Here is a 26,753-nt window from a genome sequence, read left to right as displayed (position 1 = left end):
GATTAGTCAATGATGTCTGGCCTCCAAAATAAGCAGAAGGGATAAGCATGGCGCTTACTGACCAGTCCACCCGTATCCGCTCCGGCGAAGAACTCGATGCCAGCCTGATCGATCCGTACCTCAAGGCGCACATTGCGGGCCTGAGTGGTTTGCCAAAGATCAGCCAGTTTCCGGGCGGTGCGTCGAATCTGACTTACCTGCTCGAATACCCCGAGCAGGAATTCGTTCTGCGTCGGCCGCCGTTTGGCCACAAGGCCAAATCCGCCCATGACATGGGCCGTGAATTCCGCATTCTCAATCAACTCAAGGACGGTTTTCCGTACTGCCCCAAAGCCTACGTGCACTGCACTGACGAATCGGTGATAGGCGCCGAGTTCTATGTGATGGAGCGGGTCAACGGGATCATCCTGCGTTCCGAACTGCCGCCGGAACTGGGTCTGGATTCGGCGAAAACCGAAGCCTTGTGCAAAAGCTTCATCGACAAGTTCGTTGAACTGCACCGTGTCGACTACAACGCCTATGGCCTGGGTGACCTCGGCAAGCCCGAAGGTTATGTCGCGCGGCAAATCAAAGGCTGGAGCGACCGCTACGAGAAAGCCCTGACCCCGGATGCGCCGCAGTGGGAAGCGGTAAAGGCCTGGCTCAACGACAAGATGCCGGCCGACCACCCGACTTCCAGCATCGTCCACAACGACTATCGTTTCGACAACGTGATCCTCGACCCGCAAAACCCGATGCAAATCATCGGTGTATTGGACTGGGAACTGACCACCCTCGGCGACCCGCTGATGGATTTGGGCAACACCCTCGCTTACTGGATCGAAGCCGGCGACCCGCCACCGGTGCAACTAATGCGCCGCCAGCCCAGCCACGCACCAGGCATRCTGACCCGCCGCGAATTCGTCGATTACTACGCCGAACGCGCGGGCATCCGGATCGACAATTTCGACTTCTACTACACCTATGGCCTGTTCCGTCTGGCCGGCATCGTGCAGCAGATCTACTACCGCTTCTTCCATGGTCAGACTCAGGACAAACGCTTCGCGCAGTTCATTCACATGAACAAGCTGCTGGAGCAAATGAGCCTGCAAGTCATATCGAAATCCAGCCTCTGATCCGCCCGGCGCGCTTATCGCAAAGCAGGCCCCTATAACAAGACTTTTTATAAGAGAATCCCATGTCCAAGACTCAGTTGTTCGACCTCGACGGCAAAATCGCTTTCGTCTCCGGCGCCAGCCGCGGCATCGGTGAAGCCATCGCCAAATTACTGGCCCAGCAAGGCGCCCACGTCATCGTCTCGAGCCGCAAGCTCGACGGTTGCCAGCATGTGGCCGACGCGATCATCGCCGCCGGCGGCAAAGCCACTGCCGTCGCTTGCCACATTGGTGAAATGGAACAGATCAGCCAGGTCTTCGCTGGCATCAAGGAACAGTTCGGCCGCCTCGACATTCTGGTCAACAACGCAGCGACCAACCCACAGTTCTGCAACGTACTGGACACCGACCTGAGCGCCTTCCAGAAAACCGTCGACGTCAACATCCGCGGCTACTTCTTCATGTCGGTGGAAGCCGGCAAGATCATGCGCGAAAACGGTGGCGGCAGCATCATCAACGTCGCCTCGATCAACGGCGTCTCACCAGGCATTTTCCAGGGCATCTACTCGGTGACCAAAGCCGCCGTGATCAACATGACCAAAGTGTTCGCCAAGGAGTGCGCGCAATTCGGCATCCGCTGCAATGCCCTGCTGCCGGGCCTGACCGACACCAAGTTTGCCTCGGCGCTGGTGAAAAACGATGCGATTCTGAAGACTGCGCTGCAGCAGATTCCGCTCAAGCGCGTTGCCGATCCGAGTGAAATGGCGGGCGCAGTGTTGTATCTGGCGAGTGATGCGTCGAGTTACACCACTGGGATTTCGTTGAATGTGGACGGTGGTTTCCTGTCCTGATTCGATTCGCCAGGTGAGCTAAAGGCAGCCGTGGGGCTAATGCCAGTCAGTTAAGCTGACTGGCATTTTATTGAGCGGCGGACACCGTCGAGCCGACCGAACAGGTTGCCGGTATAACGTTCAACACGGCGCGTCCACGCTTCAAGCGGCCAGAGTTATTGAGTCACGCAGCGAGTGGTCGTGGTGACCCGAGTCACTTCACCCTCTCCTTGCGCGTCACCTGTCACAGAGGTGTTGTCCAGGGTTTCGCAGGTTTTTTCTACGGGTGGCAGAGGGGGTGGCGGAGGCGGTGGACTGGAGCAACCACTGAGGATCGCAACGCAGAAGGCGAGCGACAGCGGCGAAAAAGCACGTTTTCCAAGACTGTTCATAGTCTGACCCGCGGTAAGTAATCGATGCTTTCCGCGACACGACGACAACACCGCGAAGCCGCGGACCGGTCACAGAAAATTTTACCTTCTCGTTTCTTATAGCCCAGTCACCGGTCAATGCCAGCATTTAAGGTATCAGACCGTTTTTTACCCCGAAAAACGACAGTTCCTACTCGTCCCCGCCCGGGTGATGCAACCTATTGCTCTGCAGTTCGTAACGCAGCTCTTCGATTAACGACGCCACCGCTTGCGGCGAATTGAGGCTCGTCACTTTCAATCCACTGACCACCAGGTCGACCTCGCCCGACGCCGGGTGATACAGCTTCACCGTCACCGAATTTTCTCCCGACACACTGCATTCACAGGCGCAGGGAGAAAAGTGTTGCTCCAGCAACGCCCGCAATTGCGCCAGGTGAATCATTGCGATTCACCCACCGGCTGACGGGCAACCTCGTCGATTGAAACGGTGATGAGTGGGCGACACATGTGGCGGTTCCTTGAGCGGTTTCGTCGTCGTGGACGCGAAGCGGTCAAAAGACTCGTTTCGCACACTGACAGCCTAGTCGCTGAAGTCTGGCACCAATACATCCAATTGCACTGCCTGAACTAGTGCATTTGCACTCTAGTGCCGGGAGAACAATCCACGCTCACGGGCCCAGACAATCGCCTCGCTGCGGCTGTGAACGCCAAGTTTGGAATACACCATCGAAACGTGATTGCGTACCGTGTTAGCCGCCAGTTTCAGACGCACGGCGATTTCCTTGTCGGCCAACCCTTCGCAGATCAGGCCAAGCACATCACGCTCACGGGCGGTCAGATCGGTGAAGGACGCGCCGGGCAACGTCGGTGCGTTAACGCTTTTCACATTGCCCAGTTTTTCGATCAGCGTGCGGCTGAACCAGGAGGCATCTTTCATCACCTCTTCGATGGCCGCGACCAGCTCAAGCTCGGTGCGTTTGCGTTCGGTGATGTTCATCAACACCAGCAGATAGCAAGGACTGTCCTGAATGTTCACGGTGTCGGCCGAGACCGTGCAATCGATCATTTCACCATTCTTTTTACGGATTTTGACATCGACTCGGTCCAGCCTTGCGGCCTCCTCCAGTGCCGAAAAAAAGCGCGTGCGCGCGCCCGAGTCGTCGAAGAAATCGATCTGCGCCACCGTTTTGCCGAGCACTTCTTCACTGGGATACGCGAGGGTGTCGAGAAAGGCGTCGTTGGCATCGAGCACCATTTGATCCTCTACACTGCACACCAGCGTCGGCACCGGTGACAGGCGAAAGGCCTTGGCAAAACGCTCCTCGCTCTGGCGCAGCGCTATTTCAGCTTTGTGCCGAGGCTCCATGTCGACGAACGAAAACAGCATGCAGTCTTCTTCATTTAACTCCAGCGGTTGTCCGGCGACGATCACCTGCTTGCTGTCCCCTTCAGGCAATCGCAACTCAGCCTGCATCTGCGCAATCGTGGCGTGGTCACGCAGTCGCTCAATCGCAAGCTCTTTTTTTTCCGCGCCATGCAGCACATCCAGCTCATACGTCGACACGCCGATCACCTGATCACGGGTATAACCGGTCATCTCCAGAAAACCGCTGTTGACCTTGATGTAACGCAAATCGCTGAGGCGACAGATCACCGCCGGGGCCGGGTTGGCGTTGAACGTCTTTTCGAAACGCTGCTCGGCGCTGGCCCACTCGGTGACGTCGTCCATGATCAGCACCAGCGACTCCGGCTCACCGGCGCTGTCCGCCAGTACCATGCTACGCACCCGGTGCACCCAGGTGCGTTCTTCATCGTCGGCAGGCGTCACTTCAACCAGCATATCGCCGAACGTTTCGCCCCGGGCCACGCGGCTGATCGGGTAATTGTCCTTCGGTACCGGGTGATGGTTGCGATAGCGCAAGGCGAAGCGTTTGGCATACTCCCTGGCATTGGCGCCCAGTTCGCGGAGCTGCCCGACACCGTGCATGGCCAGTGCCGCTTCATTGGCCCACAGGATCGTCTGATCGAGTTCCAGCAGAATCACGCCGTCGGACAAACCCGCAATAATCTGCTGCATCTGGCGACGATTGGTGTCGGTGCTCAGGACGTCCTGGCTCATGGGTACTCCGCAAGTACAACGGGGCTTTTAGCCCCCGTGAAGAGTACGACCGCACAGGGTCGGGATCGTGCAGAGAACCTGTAGGAGTGAGCCTGCTCGCGATAGCGGAGTGTCAGTCGACATCATTGTTGATTGACCCACCGCTATCGCGAGCAGGCTCACTCCTACAGGTTTTGGGGGGTGTCAGTCGGGGCCGGGTTACTGCATGCCCAGCGAATCCCGCAGCCCCGCCAGCTTGTCCGGATTACGCATGATAAAAATCCGGCTTACGCGCCCCGCTTCCTCAAAACCAAAGGTCAACGACGCCGTGATGATCCCGTCAGCCCTGATGATCACGCCTTGAGCGCCATTGATCTCCATCGGCAGCCATTCGCACGCCTGCCAATAGGCGTGCAGCGACTGACCAATGAAATCCAGCACGCAGGCCATGCCGGACAATGTTTCGCGGATGGCCGAGGCCTTGCCGCCGCTGTCGGCGCAGAGTTCAACGTCTTCGCTGAGCAATGCGGTCAACGACGTGGTCGAGCCGCTGGCAATGGCGCTGTGGAAGGCGCTCAGCAATTTGCCGGTTCTGGCTTTTAGCGGGTTTGCCCGGCGCCGAGGTCAGTTCATGCGCATGCTCGGGTGAACCCTGGTGGGTGGTGTGGATCGGCTCCGGCAGCCAGGTGCCGATATAATCGTCCCGCGACTTGTGCACATGTTTAAGGGGTTCAACAGGAGACGATTGAGGCGTGGGGTTTGTGACGTGCGCTGATTGATTCTGCGCAATTCACACAATTCAAACTGCCAGAGCCCCCTTCGCGACGACCGCCAATTTAAAAGATCTGTAGAAAGAGCGAAAATATCTGAAAAACTGTCACTTTTTACAGTAGACGACTTGATAGCAGCTGTTTAGTTTTATCAACGAATGAATCGCATTTTCAGGAGAAAGACATACCCCTAGGTACAGTGAAAGACTACCTCGACGAAAACAATAAATTCGTCATCATTGACACAAATGGGAAGGAGTGGACGGCAGATTATGGGGCCTTCCAGAACGATCACCCAAGCATGACTCTCATTATCCGTGGAGGCATAAAGGTCTCATTCGAGACTGATGCTAGCGGCAAAGTGATCGATAAAGTGCGAGCTATCGCCTAGGGAGTTGTTTCATCAACATTACGAAACCAGTGGCATGGCTTGCCCGGATCGCATCCCGTCGCGCCCATAGCTGGAGGGCTCAACGGGATGAAATCCGATACCCCACACTGCTCGTGTAGAACGTGTGAGGGTTTGAAGCGGGCGTAATACACTCAACTTCTCTAAGTCAGGGCCAATTGACCACTGGCAATCGCTGCCGACGCCGCCAGCATCGCCCGCAACAACACCGCACACCCGGCCGCCAGATCGTCCGGCGCGGCGTTTTCGATTTCGTTGTGGCTGATGCCGCCTTCGCACGGCACGAATATCATTCCGGCCGGGCCGAGTTCGGCGAGGAAGATCGCGTCGTGCCCTGCTCCGCTGACGATGTCCATGTACGACAAGCCCAAGCCTTTGGCCGCGTTGCGCACCGCTTCGACACAGCCCTGGTCGAAGTACAGCGGCGGGAAGTCGGCCGTCGGTGTGAGCTCGAAGGTCAGGCCGTGTTCATCGCAGGTGGTTTCGATGACTTTACGGACTTCGGCGATCATCGAGTCCAGGCGTGCCGGTTCCAGATGGCGGAAGTCGAGGGTCATGCGCACTTCGCCGGGGATGACGTTGCGTGAGCCGGGATAGGCTTGCAGGCAGCCGACGGTGCCGCAGGCGTGGGGTTGATGGCCCAGCGCGGCGCGGTTGACCGCACCGACGATTACGGCGGCGCCGACCAGGGCATCCTTGCGCAGGTGCATCGGGGTTGGGCCGGCGTGGGCTTCGACGCCACGCAGTTTGAGGTCGAACCATTTCTGGCCGAGCGCGCCCATCACCACGCCGATGGTTTTGTGTTCGTCTTCAAGGATCGGACCTTGCTCGATGTGTGCTTCAAAATAAGCGCCCACCGCATGCCCACTGACCTGACGCGGACCGGCGTAGCCGATGGCGTTCAGCGCCTGGCCCACGGTGATGCCTTCGGCATCGACTTTGGCGAGGGTTTCTTCGAGGGTGAATTTTTCCGCGAAGACACCAGAGCCCATCATGCACGGGGCGAAGCGCGAGCCTTCTTCGTTGGTCCAGACCACTACTTCGAGTGGCGCTTCGGTTTCAATTTTCAGATCATTGAGGGTGCGCAGCACTTCGACGCCGGCCAGTACGCCGAAACAACCGTCGAACTTGCCGCCGGTGGGTTGGGTGTCGATGTGGCTGCCGGTCATGACCGGTGGCAGGTTCGGGTTGCGACCCGGACGGCGGGCAAAGATGTTGCCGACGGCGTCGACGCTGACGGTGCAACCGGCGTCTTCGCACCAGTTGACGAAAATGTCGCGAGCCTGGCGGTCGAGGTCCGTCAGGGCCAGGCGGCAGACGCCACCCTTGACCGTGGCACCGAGCTTGGCCAGCTCCATGAGTGATTGCCACAAGCGGTCGCGGTTGATGTGCTGATGGGTGGATTGCAGAACGTCTACGGCAGCGTTCATGGTGATCTCCTCAGGCAGTTGTTCCAGGTTTCTTCAAGTAGTACTTTGGTGTTATTGAGGCCGTCTTCGCGGGCAAGCCCGGCTCCTACAGGGGGTTTGTGAATCTGTAGGAGCCGGGCTTGCCAGCGATGAGGCCATCAGCTACACCGCAGATTTCTCGACGGATGGGCTAGGCCGCAACGAGCACAACCCGTAATAAATCACCCCACCCAACGCCGAGCCGGTAAACCAGCCGTAGCTGTAAAACCAGCTGAACGCATCGCTACCCAGCGACAGTAACGTCAGCACTACCGGCACACCAAACGCGATAAACCCGAACCAGTTCCAGGCCGGATAAACGTCATCGCGATAGAGCCCGGCCAGATCCAGTTGCTGCTTCTTGATCAGGAAATAGTCCACCACCATGATCCCGGCGATCGGGCCGAGCAGGCTGGAATAACCGAGCAGCCAGTTGGAGTAGACGGTTTCCAGGCTGAGGTCCGAGACGATCAAGCCAAGTTTCTTCAGCAGTTCATGGGCCATCAATGCCAGTCCCACCAGACCGGTGAGCATCACCGCCGTGGTGCGATTGATCACTTTGGGCGCGATGTTCTGGAAGTCATTGGTGGGTGAAACAATATTGGCGGCGGTGTTGGTGGACAGCGTGGCGATGATGATCAGCGCCATGGCCAGCGCAACCCAGACCGGGCTCTGGATATGCCCGATCAACGTGACCGGATCGGAAACCGTCACGCCGACCAGTTTCACCGACGCCGCGGTCATGACCACGCCGAGGGAGGCAAACAGGAACATGGTCAGCGGCAGGCCGATGATCTGCCCGACAATCTGGTCCTTCTGGCTTTTCGCATAGCGGCTGAAGTCCGGAATGTTCAGCGACAACGTGGCCCAGAATCCGACCATGGCGGTCAGCCCGGCAGCGAAGTAACTGGCCACGCCGGCGCCTTCGGGACGCTTGGCCGGGATCGCCAGCAATTCAGTCATCGAGACATTCGGCATCGCCCACAGCAGCAGGCCCGCGCCCACCGCGACCAGCAGCGGCGCAGACAATGTTTCCAGCCATTTGATCGACTCGGCACCGCGAATCACTACCCACAGGTTCAGCGCCCAGAACACCATGAAGCCGATGACTTCACCGGTACCGCCCAACGACTTCCAGCCCTCGAACACTGAACCCAGGAATAGGTGAATGGCCAGACCGCCAAACATCGTCTGGATACCAAACCAGCCGCACGCCACCACGGCGCGGATCAGGCACGGAATGTTGGAGCCGAGGACGCCGAAGGATGAACGCAGCAGCACCGGAAACGGAATGCCGTACTTGGTGCCGGCGAAGGCGTTCAGGGTCAGAGGGATCAGCACGATGATGTTGGCAAACAGAATCGCCAACAACGCTTCGCCGACGGTCAGTCCGAAGTAAGCGGTCAGCACGCCGCCGAGGGTATAGGTGGGCACACAAATCGCCATGCCGACCCACAACGCGGTGATGTGCCATTTGTTCCAGGTTCGTTCGGCCACCTTGGTCGGCGCGATGTCGTGGTTGTAACGGGGACTGTCGAGGACGTCGCTGCCGGCTTCCAGCTCAAACAAGCCTTCGCGCTCGGTCACTTGCGATCTGATCTTTTGCATGGCCGCTCCACTGTTCTTTGAATTATTTTTTTGCTCATCGGGAGCCGGGGCATCAATAAACGTGCCGGGCATCTCGATTACGCATCGGGCAGTTCCATAAAAACGTTGCAAATAACTGTTTTCATTAATATATCCAGTGAGTCTTCGGCGACCTGCCTGTTCACTCAGGCTGAATGCCAGGCAAGTTGTCCGAATAATCAGGACTCAATCTGGTGCATCACACTTTTTTCAAACGTTGCGCATCAACCATAGACCATCCTCAAGCGGCTGATTTCACATAGGAAATCTTGTCTATTTTTCGAACCTGTCAAGTGCGTCAAAATGGTGAGCAGCCTCACCATTTTGGTGAATTTCGCTTTAATTTGTTATTAATCAATTAGTTAAATCAGTCATAAGCTTATAAAAAATATTCTTGCTGATTTCATAAACTCAGACTAGCTTCAATTCCTGACAGCGTTGACAGGAATACGCCTGTTGACGGCGATTTTAGATAAAACACTTAGAACCGGCATAAGCCGGTCATTGCCTGCGAGGAACTCGGAATGTCTCTGTTGATCCGTGGCGCCACCGTTATTACCCATGATGAAAGTTATCGCGCCGACGTCTATTGCGCCGACGGCGTGATTAAAGCCATTGGCGATAATCTTGATGTTCCGGCAGGTGCCGAAGTGCTCGACGGCAGCGGCCAGTACCTGATGCCCGGCGGCATCGACCCGCACACGCACATGCAACTGCCCTTCATGGGCACCGTGGCCAGTGAAGACTTTTTCAGTGGCACCGCAGCAGGACTGGCCGGTGGCACCACGTCGATCATCGACTTCGTGATTCCCAATCCGCAGCAATCGCTGATGGAAGCGTTTCACCAGTGGCGCGGCTGGGCCGAGAAGTCAGCGTCGGACTACGGCTTTCATGTCGCGATTACCTGGTGGAGCGAACAGGTGCGCGAGGAAATGGCTGAGCTGGTCAGCCATCACGGGGTTAACAGCTTCAAGCACTTCATGGCCTACAAGAACGCGATCATGGCGGCCGACGACACGCTGGTGGCGAGTTTCGAGCGTTGTCTGGAGTTGGGTGCGGTGCCGACCGTGCATGCCGAAAATGGCGAGTTGGTCTATCACCTGCAACGCAAATTGATGGCCCAAGGCATCACCGGCCCGGAAGCGCATCCGCTGTCGCGACCTTCGCAGGTTGAAGGCGAAGCGGCCAGTCGGGCGATTCGTATCGCCGAGACACTGGGCACGCCGCTGTACCTGGTGCATGTCTCGACCAAGGAAGCCCTCGACGAAATCACCTATGCCCGCAGCAAAGGCCAGCAAGTCTACGGCGAAGTGCTGGCCGGGCATTTGCTGCTGGATGACAGCGTCTATCAACACCCGGATTGGCAAACCGCCGCCGGTTACGTGATGAGTCCCCCCTTCCGTCCTCGCGGCCATCAAGAGGCCCTGTGGCACGGCCTGCAATCGGGCAACCTGCACACCACTGCGACTGACCACTGCTGCTTCTGCGCCGAGCAAAAAGCCGCTGGCCGCGACGACTTCAGCAAAATCCCCAATGGCACCGCCGGTATCGAAGACCGCATGGCGGTGCTCTGGGATGAAGGGGTGAACACCGGGCGTTTGTCGATGCAGCACTTCGTGGCGCTGACCTCCACCAACACCGCGAAGATCTTCAACCTCTACCCGCGCAAAGGGGCGATTCGGGTTGGAGCCGATGCGGACCTGGTGCTGTGGGATCCAGAGGGCACTCGAACCATTTCAGCGAAGACCCATCACCAGCAGGTCGACTTCAACATCTTTGAAGGCAAGACCGTGCGCGGTGTGCCGAGCCACACCGTCAGCCAGGGCCGCGTGGTATGGGCCGATGGCGACTTGCGTGCCGAGCGTGGCGCGGGGCGGTATGTCGAACGGCCGGCGTATCCGGCGGTGTTTGACTTGCTGAGTAAGCGGGCTGCACAGCACCAGCCAAAATCTGTGAACCGCTGAGATCGAGGCCTGCGGCCTTCGCGAGCAGGCTCGCTCCCACATTTGAAATGCATTCCCCTGTGGGAGCGAGCCTGCTCGCGAAGAGGCCGGCAGCGACAACACAAAACCAATGCCCGACAGAGGCAGCACCTCCATCACCGTGAGGCCACTACCGTGATAAAGACCCTGAACCACCTCCCCCATCCTTACGAGAATGCTGCCGCCCTCGCCGGCCATTTCACTGACTTGGCGCCGCCGCTGAACGACCGTCAGGCCCATCTGGAAGCCTCGCGCTGTCTGTACTGCTACGACGCGCCCTGCGTAAACGCCTGCCCCAGTGAGATTGATATTCCGTCGTTCATCCGCAATATCCATCAGGACAACGTTCAGGGCGCCGCGCAGAAAATCCTCTCGGCGAACATCCTTGGCGGCAGTTGCGCGAGGGTTTGCCCGACGGAAATCCTCTGCCAGCAAGCCTGCGTGCGCAACAACGACCATGAGTGCGCCCCCGTGCTGATCGGTTTGCTACAACGTTACGCCGTAGACAACGCCCACTTCAGTGAACACCCCTTCCCCCGTGCAGCATCAACCGGCAAGCGCATCGCCGTGGTCGGTGCCGGCCCGGCCGGTTTGTCCTGCGCTCATCGCAGCGCCATGCACGGCCACGACGTGGTGATTTTCGAAGCCCGGGAAAAGGCCGGCGGCCTCAATGAATACGGAATCGCCAAGTACAAACTGGTGGACGATTACGCGCAAAAGGAACTGGAGTTCCTGCTGCAAATTGGCGGCATTGAAATCCGTCACGGGCAAAAACTCGGCGACAATCTGACCCTCAGCGACTTGCACCAGCAATTCGACGCGGTGTTTCTCGGCCTCGGCCTGAATGCCAGCAAACAACTCGGCCTGGCCCACGAAGACGCGCCCGGCCTGCTCGCCGCCACCGATTACATTCGCGAACTGCGCCAGGCCGATGACCTGACTCAACTGCCACTGGCGGATCATTGCATCGTCCTCGGCGCCGGCAACACCGCCATCGACATGGCCGTGCAAATGGCCCGCCTCGGTGCTCGTGATGTGAATCTGGTGTACCGCCGTGGCGTTGAAGACATGGGCGCCACCGGTCACGAACAGGACATCGCCAAGGCCAATCAGGTGCGCTTGCTGACGTGGGCGCAACCGGAAGAGGTGCTGCTCGATGACCAAGGCAAGGTGCGCGGCATGCGCTTCGCCCGCACGCATCTCGTCGACGGTCGCCTGCAAACCACCGGGCAAACCTTCGAACTGGCCGCTGATGCGATCTTCAAAGCCATCGGCCAGACCTTTGACGGCAGCGCCCTCGCCGACCCGCTGGCCCGTGAACTCAAGCGTCAGGGCGAACGGATTCAGGTCGACGAACAACTGCGCACCAGCATCCCCGGCGTGTATGCCGGTGGCGACTGCACCAGCCTCGATCAGGACCTCACCGTGCAAGCCGTGCAACACGGCAAACGCGCCGCCGAGGCCATCAACGCTCAACTGATGCTCAACGTGGAGGCTGCGTAAATGGCCGATCTCTCGATTGTCTTCGCCGGCATAAAAGCACCCAACCCGTTCTGGCTGGCCTCCGCTCCGCCAACCGACAAGGCTTACAACGTGGTCCGCGCCTTCGAGGCTGGCTGGGGTGGCGTGGTCTGGAAAACCCTGGGTGAAGACCCGGCGGCGGTTAACGTGTCGTCGCGCTACTCGGCGCATTTCGGCGCCAACCGTGAGGTGGTGGGTTTCAACAATATCGAGCTGATCACCGACCGCTCGCTGGAAATCAATCTGCGGGAAATCACCCAGGTGAAAAAGGACTGGCCGGACCGCGCGCTGATCGTGTCGCTGATGGTGCCCTGCGTCGAAGAGTCGTGGAAGTTCATCCTGCCGCTGGTGGAAGCCACCGGCGCCGACGGCATCGAACTGAATTTCGGCTGTCCCCACGGCATGCCGGAACGGGGCATGGGCGCGGCGGTCGGCCAGGTGCCGGAGTACGTCGAACAGGTCACCCGCTGGTGCAAGACTTATTGTTCGCTGCCAGTGATCGTCAAGCTCACGCCGAACATCACCGACATCCGCGTCGCCGCCCGGGCGGCCCATCGCGGGGGAGCGGATGCGGTGTCGCTGATCAACACGATCAACTCGATCACCAGCGTCAACCTGGAGCGCATGGTCGCCAACCCGATTGTGGGCAGCCAAAGCACCCATGGCGGTTATTGCGGTTCGGCGGTGAAGCCGATTGCGCTGAACATGGTCGCCGAAATCGCCCGTGATCCGCAGACCCAAGGTCTGCCGATCTCTGGCATTGGCGGCATTGGCAGCTGGCGCGACGCGGCGGAGTTTATTGCGTTGGGCAGCGGCTCGGTGCAGGTGTGCACGGCGGCGATGCTGCATGGTTTCAGGATCGTCGAGGAGATGAAGGACGGTTTGTCACGCTGGATGGACAGTCAGGGATACGCCAGTGTGTCCGAGTTTTCCGGGCGCGCGGTGAGCAACACCACGGACTGGAAGTACCTCGACATCAACTATCAGGTGATCGCGAAGATTGATCAGGAGGCGTGTATTGGTTGTGGGCGCTGCCACATCGCTTGCGAGGATACCTCGCACCAGGCGATTGCCAGCCTGAAGCAGGCGGACGGGACGCATAAATATTCAGTGATTGAAGATGAGTGCGTGGGCTGCAATTTGTGCCAGATCACCTGCCCGGTGCAGGACTGTATCGAGATGGTGCCGATGGACACGGGCAAGCCGTTTCTGGATTGGAATCATGATCCGAGGAATCCGTATCATGTAGCGGTCTGAGTTTTTAGTGTCTGAACTGGCCCCATCGCGAGCAGGCTCACTCCTACAGTTGAAATGCGTTCCAAGGTAGGAGTGAGCCTGCTCGCGATGGGGCCGGCAGCATCACCACAGGTTCAGGGCTCCAACCCGATCCCCCGCAAAATCACACTGGTCACCGTCTGCACCGCCCGCTCGAACTGCATGTCCGACAGCGGCTGATGATCATTGAGAATGTTCACCTGATGATCAAAGTCAGCGTAGTGCTGAGTCGACGCCCAGATCATGTACAGCAGGCTCGATGGCTCCACCGGCAGGATGCGTTTATCGTCCACCCACTGGCGAATTTTCGCTTCTTTCATCTTCGCCCAGTCATACAGGCTGGCGTCCAGCGCCGCGCCTAAGGTCGGTGCGCCATGGATGATTTCGTTGGCCCAGACTTTCGAGCCGTAAGGCCGGCTGCGCGAGTGGTTCATCTTGGCGCGGATGTAGCTGCTGAGTACTACACGCGGATCGTCGAACATCTCGAAGCACAGCGCGTCCTGCTTCCAGACTTCCAGCAGATCAAACAACACCGCACTGTACAGCTCGGTCTTGGTGCTGAAGTAGTAATGCAGATTGGATCGAGGCAGTTGTACCTCGGCGGCGATGTCGGCCATGGCGGTACCGCCAAAGCCTTTTTCGGCGAAGACCTTTTCCGCCCCGAGCAGAATTTTCTCGACGTTATTGCGACGAATCCCGATCTTGTGATTGCCCATGAGGGCTCCCTGACACCAGCGTTGACCAAGACTAGCATCCGGCTCTACGTCGCGGCGACAAGCTAAAACGAAACTTCGTACACCACGCTTTCGGCGGGTAAACTGGCGCCACTTCGAACCTGTCCCAAAGGTATTCACGATGCTCAATAAAGCCCTGACCACCGCTGCCCTCCTCGGCTCGCTGCTTGCCGCTTCGTCGGTATGGGCACACACCCATCTGAAAAGCCAGACCCCGGCGGCGGACAGCACCGTGAGCGCACCTGCGCAACTGCGGCTGGAGTTTTCCGAAGGCGTTGAAGCGACGTTCACCAAAGTCACGATCACGAAGGACGGGGCCCCTGTACCCGTGAAGAACCTTGCCACCGAAGGCAGCGACAAGAAAACCCTGATCGTCACACCTGCCGAGCCTCTGACGGCGGGTACGTATAAAGTCGAATGGCACGCGGTGTCCGCCGACACCCACAAAAGCGAAGGCGCCTACGGTTTCAAGGTTGGCCAGTAATTCATGACCAGCGCGATGGTGCTGTGTCGCTTTGTGCATTTCACGGTGGTGTTGATGCTGTTCGGGGCGTGGGCGTTCAGGCCCTTGCTGCTCAACGGCAGCGCTGCACACCTCGATCGCCGTCTGGCGCTGACAGCCCGCTGGCTGGCGGCCGTGGCGCTGCTCAGCGGCGTTGCCTGGTTGCTGCTGATCACTGCGAGCATGGCCGGGGCCTGGGAAGCGGCATTTGATCCGTCGACGCTGCGCCTGGTGCTGAGTAATACGTTTTTCGGTCAGGTCTGGCGCTGGCACTTGCTGCTCAATGCGTTGCTGGTGGCGTTGCTGATGAGCCCGTGGCGTGCGCACAAACCCCTGCGAATCGGCCTCGCCAGCCTGTTGCTGATGACCCTCGCCCCGGTCGGTCACGGCGCCATGCTGGACGGACTCAACGGCCAATTGCTGATGCTCAACCAAGTCGTGCACCTGACCTGTGTCGGCGCCTGGCTCGGCGGGTTGATGCTGTTGGTGATGATCTTGCGCCAATCGGCAGAGCAGCCCATCAAAGCGATACTGCAGCGTTTCAGTGGTGTCGGTTACGCCTTGGTGGCGGGGTTGCTGATCACCGGGATGATCAACGTTCGGGTCCTCACCGGGGTGTTTTGGCCGACGCCATTGTTCAGCGGTTTCGCGCTGATTCTGTTGATCAAGGTTGCGCTGATTGCAGCGATGTTGGGCCTGGCGCTGTTCAATCGCCTGCGCATAAACGACAGCGAACAACGTCTGTCGACACTGAAAACCAGCGTGATTCTCGAATGGATGCTGGGGATTGGCGCGGTGGCAGCGGTTTCCCTCCTCGGCACCATGCCCCCCATGATTTCGGCCTGACGACCCAATTCCCCTGTGGGAGCGAGCCTGCTCGCGATTGCAATCCCACATCTGACATTGTTGTCGACTGACAGTCCGCTATCGCGAGCAGGCTCGCTCCCACAGGTTTCTTCGACAGCCGCACTGGCAGCGACAAGTCATCGTATAACTTCTGATTGACAAGCCCTCAGACCCTCGCAAATAATCGCCGCACATGTTGTACGACGACGTATGACAAATAAAAACAACAAGAAGCAAGGGAGCGTCACAGTGAGCAAGCTCGTCCGCAATTCGTCCGCCCACACCCCACGTCCAATGTTCAAACGCCGTCATACCCTGAGCCTCATTGGTTGCGGCGGCCTGGCCCTTGCCCTGCCGATGATCAGCCATGCCGAAGGGTTCACCGACGACGCCAAGGCCACGCTCAACCTGCGTAACTTCTACATCAACCGCAACTTCACCAACCCGGCTTACCCGCAGAGCAAGGCCGAGGAGTGGACGCAGAGCTTCATTTTCGACGCCAAGTCCGGTTTCACCCAAGGCCCGGTGGGGTTCGGCGCGGATATGCTGGGACTGTTGTCGGTCAAGCTCGATGGCGGCAAAGGCACGGGCGGCACCCAGCTGCTGCCTATTGGCAGCGACGGTCGCCCAGTCGATGACTTTGGTCGTCTGGCGGTGGCCGGGAAGATGAAAGTGAGTAAAACCGAAGTGAAGGTCGGCGAGTGGATGCCAATACTGCCCATCCTGCGTGCAGACGATGGCCGCTCGCTGCCACAAACCTTCCAGGGTGGCCAGCTGACGTCCACCGAGATCAGCGGCCTGACGATCTACGGCGGCCAGTTCCGCCAGAACAGTCCGCGTAACGATGCGAGCATGSAAGACATGTTCATGAACGGCAAATCCGCGGCCTTCACTTCGGACCGGTTCAACTTCGGCGGCGGTGAATACACGTTCAACGACAAACGCACCCAGGTCGGAGCCTGGTACGCAGAACTCAGCGACCTATACCAGCAACAGTATTACAACCTGAACCATAGCCAGCCGATTGGCGACTGGRTCCTCGGCGCCAACCTTGGCTATTTCATCGGCAAAGAAAACGGCAGCGCCCTGGCCGGCGACCTCGACAACAAAACCGGGTTCGCCATGCTCTCGGCCAAATACGGTGGCAACACCTTCTACGTCGGCCTGCAAAAACTCACCGGTGACGATCAATGGATGCGCGTCAAYGGCACCAGCGGCGGTACCCTGGCCAACGACAGCTACAACTCCAGCTACGACAACGCCCAGGAAAAATCCTGGCAGGTGCGCCACGACTACAACTTCGTCGCCCTGGGCGTTCCCGGCCTGACGCTGATGAACCGCTACATCAGCGGCGATAATGTGCATACCGGCACCATCACCGACGGCACGGAATGGGGCCGCGAATCGGAACTGGCCTACACCATACAAAGCGGCCCGTTGAAGAGCTTCAACGTCAAATGGCGCAACGCGAGCATCCGCAAGAGCTTCAGCACCAACGAATTCGATGAAAACCGTATCATCATCAACTACCCGATTTCGTTGCTGTAACACCCACAGTTATCGGAATGAACACAACCTCTGTGGGAGCGAGCCGGCTCCGGGCGGCGCTCCGACGAAAGCGGTTTCCCAGCCAGTAATTTTGCTGTCTGATCCACCGCCATCGCGAGCAGGCTCGCTCCCACAATGGCGCTTTCCAGTCTGAAGGTTTTTTACCGCTGTCGATGTATGAAATGACCCTCCGTCCATTTCAACCAATGTCGCGTTGACAAGACCCGGATTGCCTTACGATACTCCAACAAAGTCGTACGACAACTTACAACAATTTAATAACAACAACTGCTTGTACAGGATTCCCCAATGACGACCACTGCAACCGCCCGCTCCCCTTTCAATCGCCTGCTGCTGACCGGTGCCGCCGGTGGCCTGGGTAAAGTCTTGCGCGAAAGTCTGCGCCCCTACGCCAACGTCATTCGCCTGTCGGACATCGCCACCATGGCCCCGGCTATCGATGACCGCGAAGAAGTCGTGCCGTGCGATCTGGCGGACAAGCAAGCCGTGCACCAATTGGTCGAAGGCGTGGACGCGATCCTGCACTTCGGCGGTGTGTCGGTAGAGCGCTCGTTCGAAGAGATTCTCGGCGCCAACATCTGCGGCGTGTTCCACATCTATGAAGCTGCGCGCCGCCACGGTGTGAAGCGGGTGATCTTCGCCAGTTCCAACCACGTCATCGGTTTCTACAAGCAAGACCAAATCATCGACGCCCACTCCCCTCACCAACCGGACAGCTATTACGGTTTGTCCAAGTCCTACGGCGAGGACATGGCCACGTTCTACTTCAATCGCTATGGCATCGAAACCGTCAGCGTGCGCATCGGCTCCTCGTTCCCGGAACCGCAAAACCGCCGGATGATGAGCACCTGGTTGAGCTTCGGCGACCTTACCCAACTGCTCGAACGTGCGCTGTACACCCCAAATGTCGGCCACACTGTGGTGTACGGCATGTCCGATAACAAAGACATCTGGTGGGACAACCGTTACGCCACTGCCTTGGGCTACGCGCCGCAGGACACCTCCGAAGTGTTCCGCGAAAAAGTCGAAACCCAACCGATGCCGGCCGCCGATGATCCGGCCCGCGTCTATCAGGGCGGTGCCTTTTGCGCGGCCGGCCCGTTCGGCGATTGAAGCCCTGCTTCCCGCTTGATCCCCACAACAAAAACCCAAGGGAATGAGTTGCCATGCAAGCCGAATTGATTGTTGATGCCCGTAACGCCGTCGGTGAATGCCCGGTGTGGGTTCCCGAGGAAAACGCCCTGTACTGGGTTGATATTCCTGCCGGGGGCCTGCAACGCTGGAGTGCCAACAGCGGTCATGTCCATTCGTGGAAAGCCCCGCAAATGCTCGCGTGCATCACCCGCCACCGTGACGGTGGCTGGGTGGCCGGGATGGAAAGCGGTTTCTTCCATCTGCACCCGCACAACGACGGCAGCCTCGACAGTCACTTGCTGGCGCACGTCGACCACGCCCGGACCGACATGCGCCTGAACGATGGCCGTTGTGACCGTCAGGGCCGTTTCTGGGCGAGCAGCATGGTGTTGAACATGGGCGCCAACGTCGCCGACGGCGCCCTTTACCGCTACAGCGCCGGTCAAAGCGGGCCACTTGAGGCGCAACTGGGCGGATTTATTGTCCCGAACGGTCTGGGCTTCAGCCCGGATGGCCGCACGATGTACCTGTCCGACTCTCATCCCTTGGTCCAGCAGATCTGGGCCTTTGACTACGATGTCGACAGCGGCACGCCGTCGAATCGGCGGTTGTTCGTCGACATGAATCAGTTCCCCGGCCGCCCCGACGGTGCGGCTGTCGATGCCGAAGGTTGCTACTGGATCTGCGGCAATGATGCCGGGCTGATTCACCGTTTTACCCCCGATGGCCGACTGGATCGCTCGCTCGCCGTCCCGGTGAAAAAACCCACCATGTGCGCCTTCGGTGGCAGTCGACTGGACACGCTGTTCGTGACCTCGATCCGCCCCGGTGACGACCATGACGAACAGTCCCTGGCCGGCGGAGTGTTCGCCCTCAATCCTGGCGTCACCGGATTGCCGGAACCGCGGTTCAACGCCTGAAACGCCTCGCTCACCTGTAGCAGTTGGCGAAGCCTGCGTCAGGCTCGGGCCGCGATCGGACGCAGCAGTCGTCAATCCGGTGAATGCGGTCTTCCTGATACACCGTGCAATATGGTTTTACGACTGCTGCGTCCGATCGCGGCCCGAGCCTGACGCAGGCTTCGCCAGCTGCTACAAGGTTTGCGGTGTTCTCATATTGGAGCCAACTTGAATGACCGCAACACTTCTCGAACTCGAAGACGAACTGACCCACCTCACCCTCGCCCCCGAGCTCGGCGGCAGTATCGTCAACTGGACCGTTCTCAGCACCGGTCAACCGCTGCTACGCCACAATGATTCCCATGCCCTGAACACCGGTCTGCCGGGCAAACTCGGTTGCTATCCCCTGGCCCCCTGGTCCAACCGCATCGCCGAAGGTGGCTTCGATTGCCCCGATGGCTGGCTGGCCCTGACGCCCAACAGCCTCACCGATCCGCTGCCCATCCACGGCAGCGCCTGGCAACAACCGTGGCAAGTGGTGTCGCAATCAACCAACGAAGTCGTCCTGCAACTCGACAGCACCACACCGTTCGCTTATCGCGCCCGGCAACGCTTCCATCTAAACAAGGGGCAATTGAGCATCGAACTGCAAGTCACTCACTTGGCCGACCGCGCCGCGTGGCATGGGCTCGGTTTGCACCCCTACTTTCCGCGCACCGCGAACACGCAGCTACAGGCCAGGGCCGAGCAAGTCTGGCTGTGCGATGGCTCGAAATTGCCAACAGAATTGATTGCGCTGCCTGCCGACTGGGACTTTCGTCAACCGGGCGCCTTACCCGCTTCTCTGGTCGATAACGGCTTCTGCCACTGGGACGGCCATTGCCTGATCCAGCAACCCGACCTCGGGTATGCACTGGAATGCCAGGCCACCGGCAGCGATTACTACCTGCTCTACTGCCCGGTCGGTCTGGAGTTTTTCTGCATCGAACCGGTCAGCCACCCGGTCAACGCGCATCACTTGCCCGGTCGGCCGGGGTTGCGGTTGCTGGAGCAAGGTCAGTCGGCTGAACTCGGGTTCAGCCTGCAGTATCGTACTCTTGGATAACGCCACTACCCGAGCATCTGACTCAGCACTGCGCGCAACTTGCCGGGCTTGACCGGTTTGTTCAGCAGCGGTGCGCCGAGTCTCTGCAATGAGCGTCGACATTGATCAGTGCGGTCCGCCGTGATGATCACCGCCGGGATGACCTGGCTGAAATGCTCACGCAAATGCCTGACCACATCACAGCCCACCACACCGTGATCGAGGTGATAGTCCGCCAGAATCAATTCCGGCGCTTGCCCGCGCAGGGCCGCCAGCGCGGAGGATTCATCCGTGGCCGTGACCACCTCGCACCCCCACTGCTCGAGCAGCGCGCTCATGCTCTCGAGAATGCTCACTTCGTTGTCCAGCACCAGCAAACGTCGGCCCGGCAAGGGATTACCGGTGCCCAACTGAGGCGCGGCCTGACTGATAGGCAGTGGAACCTCATGGGAAATCGGTACGTCAATGCTGAACATCGAGCCACGTCCCGGCAACGATTGCACCCGAACCTGATAACCCAGAATCTTCGCGATGCGTTCGACGATGGCCAGCCCCAGCCCCACGCCTTTGCGGTCGGCGGCACGTCCGACGTCGAGTTGGTTGAACTCCAGGAAAATCGAATCCAGTCGGTCCGCGGCGATTCCGCGCCCGGTGTCCCAGACTTCCAGGCGCAGCACCTCGCCGCGCCGTCTTGCCGCCAGCAGGATGCTGCCCTCGTCCGTGTAGCGGCAGGCGTTGCTGAGGAAGTTACGCAGAATGCGCGTCATCAGGCGCAAGTCGGTGCTGATGGCGTAATCGCCCACATGCACGCGCAGGTTCAACCCGGCTGCTTCGGCGACTGACTGAAACTCCGACACCAGCGGCCCGAGCAATTCGTCGAGACGATAGAGGGCAACGTCTGGTTTGACCGCCGCCTGATCGAGCCGGGAAATATCCAGCAAATCAGTGAGCAAATCTTCCGCCCCCTCCAACGCCTGATGAGTGCGTTCGACCAGGACCTGTTCAACGTCAGGCAGTTTTCGTTCACGCAACGTCGAGATCAGCAAGCGCGCAGCGTTTAGTGGTTGCAGCAGGTCGTGACTGGCGGCGGCAAGGTACTTGTCCTTACTGCGATTGGCGGCCTCGGCGGCATCGCGGGCATCGCGCAAGGCTTCGGCGATCTGTTTACGCTGGGTGATTTGCTGTTGCAGGTTGCGGTTGGCTTCCAGCAATTCATCGGTACGCGCGGTGACCCGCTGCTCCAGTTCATCGTTGAGTTGTTGCAGACGTTGCTGGGCCAGCTTGCGTTCGGTGATGTCAGCGACAAACCCCTCCACCAGGCCTTCCTGATCGGGCTTGAGCAACAGGTTCATCAACACATCGAGGCTGCTGCCGTCCTTGCGCCGCAATTGGGTTTCATAACCGTGCAGGCTGCGTTGATGTTTGAGGATTTCGCCGATGTTTTCCAGCTCGGCGGCACCGCCGACAAACAGGTTGCTCGCCAGATCGGCCAGCGAAAACAGCACTTCCTGCGGGTCCTGATAACCGAGCATGTGCGCCAACGCCGGGTTGGCGGCCCGCATGCCTTCTTGCAGGCTGGCCTGGAAAATCCCCTGGACCGCGTTTTCGAACAACCATTTGTAGCGATTACGCTCGGCTTCCAGTTCGTCGAGTCGCGCAGCCAGTTCCGGGTAGTGACTCTTGCGCGCCGAATGGCTGCCTAATCCCAGTAGTCCCGCCAGTGCCCGTTGCTGATCGTCAGAGGGCTTCGCCATAGACGACCTCGACATCACGCTGACTGGATTCGCGCGGATTGGTCAGGATGCACGGGTCGTGCATGGCGTGTTGCGACAGGAACGGAATGTCCGCCGTACTGACCCCATGCAAACCAAGGGTCTCATGGAAGCCGATGGCGTGTTTGAGGGCGATCAAATGCTCGACCAGCCGCCCGCAAATCTGCCGGTGGTTCAGGCCACGGCAATCGATGCCGAAAGTCTCGGCGATCACTTTGAAGCGATCCGGTGCCGAGCTGTAATTGAACGCCACCACGTGTTCCACCAGCACCGCATTACACAAGCCATGGGGCAGATCGAGAAACCCACCCAGGCTGTGGGACATGGCGTGCACCGCACCGAGTATCGCGTTGGAGAAAGCGAGACCGGCCTGCATGCTGCCGAGCATGATCTTCTCGCGCAGGGCGATGTCCGTCGGGTTGGCGATCATTTGCACCAGGTTGCCGTTGATCAACCGCATCGCCTCCAGTGCATGCGGATCGGTCAGGGGCCCGTGGCCCGTGGAGACGAAAGCCTCGATGGCATGCACCAACGCGTCGATGCCGGTACAGGCCGACAGGAACGGGTCCATGCTCAGGGTCGTTTCCGGGTCGATCAACGACACGTCCGGCACCACCGCTTTGCTGACGATGGAGAACTTCATACGCTCTTGCTGGTTGGAAATGATCACAAATTGCGAAACATCGGCCGAGGTACCGGCCGTGGTCGGAATCAGGATCAGGGGCGGGCTGGGCACGCGGATGGTGTCCACGCCTTCGAATTCGAGAATGCTGCGTCCGTGAGCAACGACAATACCGATGCCTTTGCCGCAATCCATCGGGCTGCCACCGCCGACGGCGACGATCACATCGCAATGGTTTTCCCGGTACAGCTCGGCGCCGCGCATGACTTCTTCGACCCGTGGGTTAGGCGAGACATCGCTGTACAGGAAGTAGTCGATACCCAAGGCTTGCAGGCTGGCCTCGACATCGGCGACCCAACCGGCCGCAATCACCCCGGGGTCACTGACCAGCAGGACTTTGCGGGCACCGAAGGTCTTGGCGCAATTGCCGACGTTGTGCCGGCAGCCGGCACCGAAGATGATTTCAGGTGAAACGAATTTACGCAGCTGGCTGAGACTCTGGCTCATTGGAAAGCCTGTTTTTATTGTTTTGGAAGATAGGAACCACACTAAACCATCCGACAGTGAATGCAATCAGACCAAAGAACACTGCTGCCGGGGTTGTACCCGGATTGTGTATTCACCGCCGACCTACTGTGGGAGCGAGCCTGCTCGCGATGACGGAGTGTCAGTCAACATAGATGCTGAATGTTGAACCACTATCGCGAGCAGGCTCGCTCCCACAGGGGATTTGTGTCGTTAGGCTCATCCGCGATAGATCAGCCGCGACGCTTTCTCGTTGCGCAACGTCAGGTGTTCCATGCCCTGCCCCGGCGCCTCGGCTTCTTCGCGGGCCTTGAGGATCACGTCGTGGTGCGGTGACTTGCTGCACACCGGGTCGGAATTGGCGGCATCGCCAGTGAGCATGAACGCCTGGCAGCGGCATCCACCCAGATCCTTATGCTTTTCATCGCACGAGCGGCACGGTTCCTTCATCCAGTCATTACCGCGAAAACGGTTGAAGCCAAACGAGTCCGTCCAGATGTGCTCGACACTGTGCTCGCGCACGTTGGGAAACTGCACCGGCAACTGTCGGGCGCTGTGGCAAGGCAGAGCGGTACCGTCCGGGGTGATGTCGAGAAACAGATTGGCCCAGCCGTTCATGCAGGTTTTAGGGCGTTCTTCGTAGTAGTCCGGGGTGACGAAGATCAGCTTGCACGGATGGCCCTGGGCCTCAAGCCGCGCGCGATATTCGTTAGTGATGCGCTCGGCGCGTTGCAGTTGTTCGCGGGTCGGCAGCAGGCCTACGCGATTGAGTTCGGCCCAGCCGTAGAATTGACACGTGGCCAACTCGACAAAATCCGCTTCCAGTTCCAGGCACAAGTCGATGATCTGCGCGATCTGGTCGATGTTGTGCCGATGGGTCACGAAGTTCAGCACCATGGGGTAACCCTGGGCTTTCACCGCACGGGCCATGGCCAGCTTCTGGGCAAAGGCCTTGCGGGAGCCGGCGAGCATGTTGTTGACCGCTTCGTCCGCGGCCTGAAAGCTGATCTGGATGTGGTCCAGCCCAGCCACCTTGAAGTCGCGGACTTTCTGCTCGGTCAGGCCGATGCCCGAGGTGATCAGGTTGGTGTAGTAACCCATATCTCGCGCGGCCTTGATCAGTTCGGCCAGGTCCTGTCGCACCAGTGGCTCGCCACCGGAAAAACCCAACTGCGCTGCGCCCATTTCGCGGGCCTCGCGAAACACCCGAATCCACTCCTCAGTGCTCAGCTCCTCGCCGTGCCGGGCAAAATCCAGTGGGTTGGAGCAATACGGGCATTGCAGCGGGCACCGGTAGGTCAGTTCCGCCAGCAGCCACAACGGTGGGCCTACAGGTGCATCATTCAATCCAGAATTGAGCATGGGCCACCTCCAGAAACGCCAGCACATCCTCGTCGACCCCCGGCACACCGGGAAAATTCGCGGCCAGTTGCTCAATGATCGCCGCGACGCTGCGCTGACCGTTCACCAGACCGAGGATCTGCCCGGCACTGCCGTTGAGTTTGATCATGCCTTCGGGGTACAGCAGCACGTGACAGTCTTGACGGGGCTCCCATTGCAAACGAAAACCCTGACGCAACGACGGTAATAGCTCGCGATTGATCAGGCTCACAGGGCAATCCCCCGGTGCCAGACATTGTCGGTGGTGACGGTGTGATACGGCGGGCGTTCCAGTTCGTAGGCCATGCTCATGGCGTCAAGCATGCTCCACAGCACGTCGAGTTTGAATTGCAGGATGTCCAGCATGCGTTGCTGCGCCTGGAGCGTGACGTAGTGGGCCAACGTGATGCGCAAGCCGTGCTCCACGTCTCGCCGGGCCTGACTCAAACGGCTGCGGAAATAGTCGTAGCCGGCCACGTCGATCCACGGGTAATGAGTTGGCCAGGCGTCGAGTCGGGACTGGTGGATCTGGGGGGCGAACAGCTCGGTCAACGAGCTGCTCGCCGCTTCCTGCCAGCAGGCGCGACGGGCGAAATTGACGTAGGCATCCACGGCGAACCGCACGCCGGGCAACACCAACTCCTGGGACAGAATCTGCTCGCGATCCAGCCCCACCGCTTCGCCCAGACGCAGCCAGGCTTCGATGCCGCCCTCACTGCCGGGCACGCCGTCGTGGTCGAGAATCCGTTGCAGCCACTCACGGCGCACGTCGCGATCCGGGCAGTTGGCGAGGATGGCGGCATCCTTGAGCGGAATGTTCACCTGGTAATAGAAGCGATTGGCGACCCAGCCTTGAATCTGCTCGCGGCTGGAGCACCCGGCGTACATGGCTTGGTGGAACGGATGATGAATATGGTAGTAGGCGCCTTTGGCGCGCAGGGCCGCTTCGAATTCGGTGGGGGTCAGGGGTGTGTCAGTCATTTTTATTCTCCTTCGCGTTCTGCGGTGCCCGGACTGTCCTCATCGCGAGCAGGCTCGCTCCCACAAGGTTCGAGGTGATCCCTGTGGGAGCGAGCCTGCTCGCGATGGGGTCATCGGCTACAACTCAATACTCATGCCGTCAAACGCCACTTCGATCCCGCGCCGCTCTAGCAGCGCCCGCTCGGCCGAGTCTTCGTCGAGGATCGGGTTGGTGTTGTTGATGTGGATCAGCACCTTGCGCTGGCGGGTAAAACCTTCCAGCACCTCAAGCATGCCGCCGGGGCCGCTTTGCGACAGATGCCCCATTTCACTGCCCAGGCTCTGGCCGACTTCGCAGACGCGCATTTCGTCGTCACGCCACAAGGTGCCGTCCAGCAGCAGGCAATCGGCACGCTGCATCCAGCCCAGCACTTCGTCATCGACTTGCCCCAGCCCCGGCGCGTAAAACAGTGATGCGCCGCTGCGCCGGTCTTCAATGAACAAGCCAATGGTGTCGCCCGGTTGCGGATTGCCGCGATTAGGCGAGTACGGTGGTGCGTTGCTCACCAGGGGAATCGCACGCCATCGCAAGTGCTGGCAGGCAGGAATGCTGAACGGCTGCCGATCCAGCCCGATCGGTTGCCACTGCAAGCCGCCGTTCCAGTGGCGCAACATGTTGAACAGCGGGAAGCCGCTGCTCAGGTCCTGGTGAACCCGTTCGGTGCACCAGACTGCGTGCGGACAGCCTTCGCGCAGACTCAGCAGGCCGGTGCAGTGATCGATCTGACTGTCCAGCAACACGACGCCAGCGATGGCGCTGTCACGCAACCGGCGAGCCGGTTGCAACAGCGGAAAACTCGCGAGTTGCGCGCGAATATCCGGTGATGCATTGCACAGTACCCAATCCACTCCATTGTCGCTCAGGGCAATCGAGGACTGCGTGCGCGGTTGTGCTCGCAGGCTGGCATTGCGCATCCCGGCGCACTGGTAGCAGTTGCAATTCCACTGCGGGAAGCCGCCACCAGCGGCGGAACCGAGAACGCGAATGTGCATGAATGAGGCTCCAAAGGCAGGCCCGGCCAACACATCGGCTGGCCGGGTGAACCATCAACGGTTGGCGAAATACATCGTCACTTCGAAGCCAATGCGCAGATCGGTAAACGCGGGTTTAGTCCACATGGGTCAATCCTCTTCTTGTGCCGGGCGATTCCGGTAAAGCCATTAATGCACGGGGCGTCGAACGCCCGAATGCTACTTTCGAAGGAGCAGTGGGGGTGATTTGGTAGGGGGTATGCGCGGTGT

The 26,753-nt window shown here is 59.4% G+C and carries 23 protein-coding genes and 1 pseudogene; 11 read left to right on the top strand and 13 right to left on the bottom strand.

Features of this window, described 5'->3' with window-relative positions; translation table 11 throughout:
- The first annotated feature begins 47 nt into the window (after nucleotides 1-47).
- A complete protein-coding gene (locus AC1DWM_RS08870; RefSeq protein WP_477795044.1) occupies nucleotides 48-1,115 on the top strand; it encodes a phosphotransferase family protein in 1,068 nt (355 codons plus the stop codon).
- 62 nt (nucleotides 1,116-1,177) lie between these two features.
- A complete protein-coding gene (locus AC1DWM_RS08865) occupies nucleotides 1,178-1,945 on the top strand; it encodes an SDR family oxidoreductase (RefSeq protein ID WP_477795043.1) in 768 nt (255 codons plus the stop codon).
- 540 nt (nucleotides 1,946-2,485) lie between these two features.
- Here AC1DWM_RS08865 and AC1DWM_RS08860 read toward each other — a convergent pair.
- The 5 genes and pseudogenes from AC1DWM_RS08860 to AC1DWM_RS08840 all read right to left on the bottom strand — a co-directional run bounded on the left by AC1DWM_RS08860 (nucleotide 2,486) and on the right by AC1DWM_RS08840 (nucleotide 8,628).
- Nucleotides 2,486-2,737, bottom strand: coding sequence for a DUF1652 domain-containing protein (locus AC1DWM_RS08860; protein ID WP_477795042.1), 252 nt, complete (start codon nucleotides 2,735-2,737; stop codon nucleotides 2,486-2,488).
- A gap of 201 nt (nucleotides 2,738-2,938) precedes the next feature.
- Nucleotides 2,939-4,414, bottom strand: a complete 1,476-nt coding sequence (locus AC1DWM_RS08855; RefSeq protein WP_477795041.1) for a PAS domain S-box protein — start codon at nucleotides 4,412-4,414, stop codon at nucleotides 2,939-2,941.
- 198 nt (nucleotides 4,415-4,612) lie between these two features.
- Nucleotides 4,613-5,129, bottom strand: a pseudogene (locus AC1DWM_RS08850) (sigma-70 family RNA polymerase sigma factor family protein); the annotation flags it as partial.
- A 586-nt stretch (nucleotides 5,130-5,715) separates the two neighbouring features.
- Nucleotides 5,716-7,002 carry a Zn-dependent hydrolase gene (locus AC1DWM_RS08845; RefSeq protein WP_223518601.1) on the bottom strand — a complete coding sequence of 429 codons (1,287 nt, stop codon included), beginning with the start codon at nucleotides 7,000-7,002 and terminating at the stop codon, nucleotides 5,716-5,718.
- A gap of 141 nt (nucleotides 7,003-7,143) precedes the next feature.
- Entirely contained in the window at nucleotides 7,144-8,628 is a 1,485-nt protein-coding gene (locus AC1DWM_RS08840) for an NCS1 family nucleobase:cation symporter-1 (RefSeq protein ID WP_477795040.1), read from the bottom strand.
- 542 nt (nucleotides 8,629-9,170) lie between these two features.
- Here AC1DWM_RS08840 and hydA point away from each other — a divergent pair.
- From hydA to preA, 3 genes are all read left to right on the top strand, one after another.
- Nucleotides 9,171-10,610 carry a dihydropyrimidinase gene (hydA, locus tag AC1DWM_RS08835; RefSeq protein ID WP_223518605.1) on the top strand — a complete coding sequence of 480 codons (1,440 nt, stop codon included), beginning with the start codon at nucleotides 9,171-9,173 and terminating at the stop codon, nucleotides 10,608-10,610.
- 153 nt (nucleotides 10,611-10,763) lie between these two features.
- A complete protein-coding gene (locus tag AC1DWM_RS08830) occupies nucleotides 10,764-12,131 on the top strand; it encodes an NAD(P)-dependent oxidoreductase (RefSeq protein ID WP_477795039.1) in 1,368 nt (455 codons plus the stop codon).
- Complete coding sequence (gene preA / locus AC1DWM_RS08825; RefSeq protein WP_223518608.1) at nucleotides 12,132-13,406, top strand: NAD-dependent dihydropyrimidine dehydrogenase subunit PreA; 1,275 nt, start codon at nucleotides 12,132-12,134, stop codon at nucleotides 13,404-13,406.
- A 113-nt stretch (nucleotides 13,407-13,519) separates the two neighbouring features.
- Here preA and AC1DWM_RS08820 read toward each other — a convergent pair whose 3' ends face one another.
- Nucleotides 13,520-14,140: a TetR/AcrR family transcriptional regulator gene (locus AC1DWM_RS08820; RefSeq protein ID WP_223518611.1), complete on the bottom strand. Its 621-nt coding sequence runs from the start codon at nucleotides 14,138-14,140 to the stop codon at nucleotides 13,520-13,522.
- Between the two features lie 139 nt (nucleotides 14,141-14,279).
- Here AC1DWM_RS08820 and copC point away from each other — a divergent pair, with 139 nt between their 5' ends.
- From copC to AC1DWM_RS08790, 6 genes are all read left to right on the top strand, one after another.
- Nucleotides 14,280-14,642, top strand: a complete 363-nt coding sequence (gene copC, locus AC1DWM_RS08815; protein WP_477795038.1) for a copper homeostasis periplasmic binding protein CopC — start codon at nucleotides 14,280-14,282, stop codon at nucleotides 14,640-14,642.
- A 3-nt stretch (nucleotides 14,643-14,645) separates the two neighbouring features.
- Complete coding sequence (copD, locus tag AC1DWM_RS08810; protein WP_477795037.1) at nucleotides 14,646-15,506, top strand: copper homeostasis membrane protein CopD; 861 nt, start codon at nucleotides 14,646-14,648, stop codon at nucleotides 15,504-15,506.
- A gap of 249 nt (nucleotides 15,507-15,755) precedes the next feature.
- Entirely contained in the window at nucleotides 15,756-17,054 is a 1,299-nt protein-coding gene (locus AC1DWM_RS08805; RefSeq protein WP_477795036.1) for an OprD family porin, read from the top strand.
- A 309-nt stretch (nucleotides 17,055-17,363) separates the two neighbouring features.
- Nucleotides 17,364-18,188: an NAD-dependent epimerase/dehydratase family protein gene (locus AC1DWM_RS08800; protein ID WP_223516918.1), complete on the top strand. Its 825-nt coding sequence runs from the start codon at nucleotides 17,364-17,366 to the stop codon at nucleotides 18,186-18,188.
- A 53-nt stretch (nucleotides 18,189-18,241) separates the two neighbouring features.
- On the top strand, nucleotides 18,242-19,129 hold the full coding sequence (locus AC1DWM_RS08795; RefSeq protein WP_477795035.1) for an SMP-30/gluconolactonase/LRE family protein: 888 nt from the start codon (nucleotides 18,242-18,244) through the stop codon (nucleotides 19,127-19,129).
- Nucleotides 19,130-19,340: 211 nt separating this feature from the next.
- Entirely contained in the window at nucleotides 19,341-20,213 is an 873-nt protein-coding gene (locus AC1DWM_RS08790; protein WP_477795034.1) for an aldose 1-epimerase, read from the top strand.
- A 5-nt stretch (nucleotides 20,214-20,218) separates the two neighbouring features.
- On the opposite strand, the gene AC1DWM_RS08785 is transcribed toward AC1DWM_RS08790, so the two are convergent.
- The 7 genes from AC1DWM_RS08785 to pqqA all read right to left on the bottom strand — a co-directional run bounded on the left by AC1DWM_RS08785 (nucleotide 20,219) and on the right by pqqA (nucleotide 26,630).
- The gene (locus AC1DWM_RS08785) at nucleotides 20,219-21,946 is read right to left on the bottom strand and encodes a PAS domain-containing hybrid sensor histidine kinase/response regulator (protein ID WP_223516922.1); all 1,728 of its coding nucleotides are present in this window, start codon (nucleotides 21,944-21,946) and stop codon (nucleotides 20,219-20,221) included.
- On the bottom strand, nucleotides 21,930-23,093 hold the full coding sequence (gene ercA, locus AC1DWM_RS08780) for an alcohol dehydrogenase-like regulatory protein ErcA (RefSeq protein ID WP_223516924.1): 1,164 nt from the start codon (nucleotides 23,091-23,093) through the stop codon (nucleotides 21,930-21,932). Before ercA ends, AC1DWM_RS08785 begins: the two co-directional genes overlap by 17 nt.
- A gap of 237 nt (nucleotides 23,094-23,330) precedes the next feature.
- Complete coding sequence (pqqE, locus tag AC1DWM_RS08775) at nucleotides 23,331-24,473, bottom strand: pyrroloquinoline quinone biosynthesis protein PqqE (protein ID WP_477795033.1); 1,143 nt, start codon at nucleotides 24,471-24,473, stop codon at nucleotides 23,331-23,333.
- Nucleotides 24,451-24,723 carry a pyrroloquinoline quinone biosynthesis peptide chaperone PqqD gene (pqqD, locus tag AC1DWM_RS08770; protein WP_223516927.1) on the bottom strand — a complete coding sequence of 91 codons (273 nt, stop codon included), beginning with the start codon at nucleotides 24,721-24,723 and terminating at the stop codon, nucleotides 24,451-24,453. The genes pqqE and pqqD overlap by 23 nt, the downstream gene beginning before the upstream one ends.
- Nucleotides 24,720-25,472 carry a pyrroloquinoline-quinone synthase PqqC gene (gene pqqC / locus AC1DWM_RS08765; RefSeq protein WP_477795032.1) on the bottom strand — a complete coding sequence of 251 codons (753 nt, stop codon included), beginning with the start codon at nucleotides 25,470-25,472 and terminating at the stop codon, nucleotides 24,720-24,722. Before pqqC ends, pqqD begins: the two co-directional genes overlap by 4 nt.
- 117 nt (nucleotides 25,473-25,589) lie before the next feature.
- Entirely contained in the window at nucleotides 25,590-26,504 is a 915-nt protein-coding gene (gene pqqB / locus AC1DWM_RS08760; protein WP_223516930.1) for a pyrroloquinoline quinone biosynthesis protein PqqB, read from the bottom strand.
- 54 nt (nucleotides 26,505-26,558) lie between these two features.
- Nucleotides 26,559-26,630 (bottom strand): pyrroloquinoline quinone precursor peptide PqqA, encoded by a 72-nt coding sequence (pqqA, locus tag AC1DWM_RS08755; RefSeq protein ID WP_003253598.1) that lies wholly within the window; start codon nucleotides 26,628-26,630, stop codon nucleotides 26,559-26,561.
- Nucleotides 26,631-26,753 lie beyond the last annotated feature (123 nt).

Source organism: Pseudomonas sp. P4_C8 (assembly GCF_056401975.1).
This window is presented reverse-complemented; position numbering and strand designations above follow the sequence as displayed.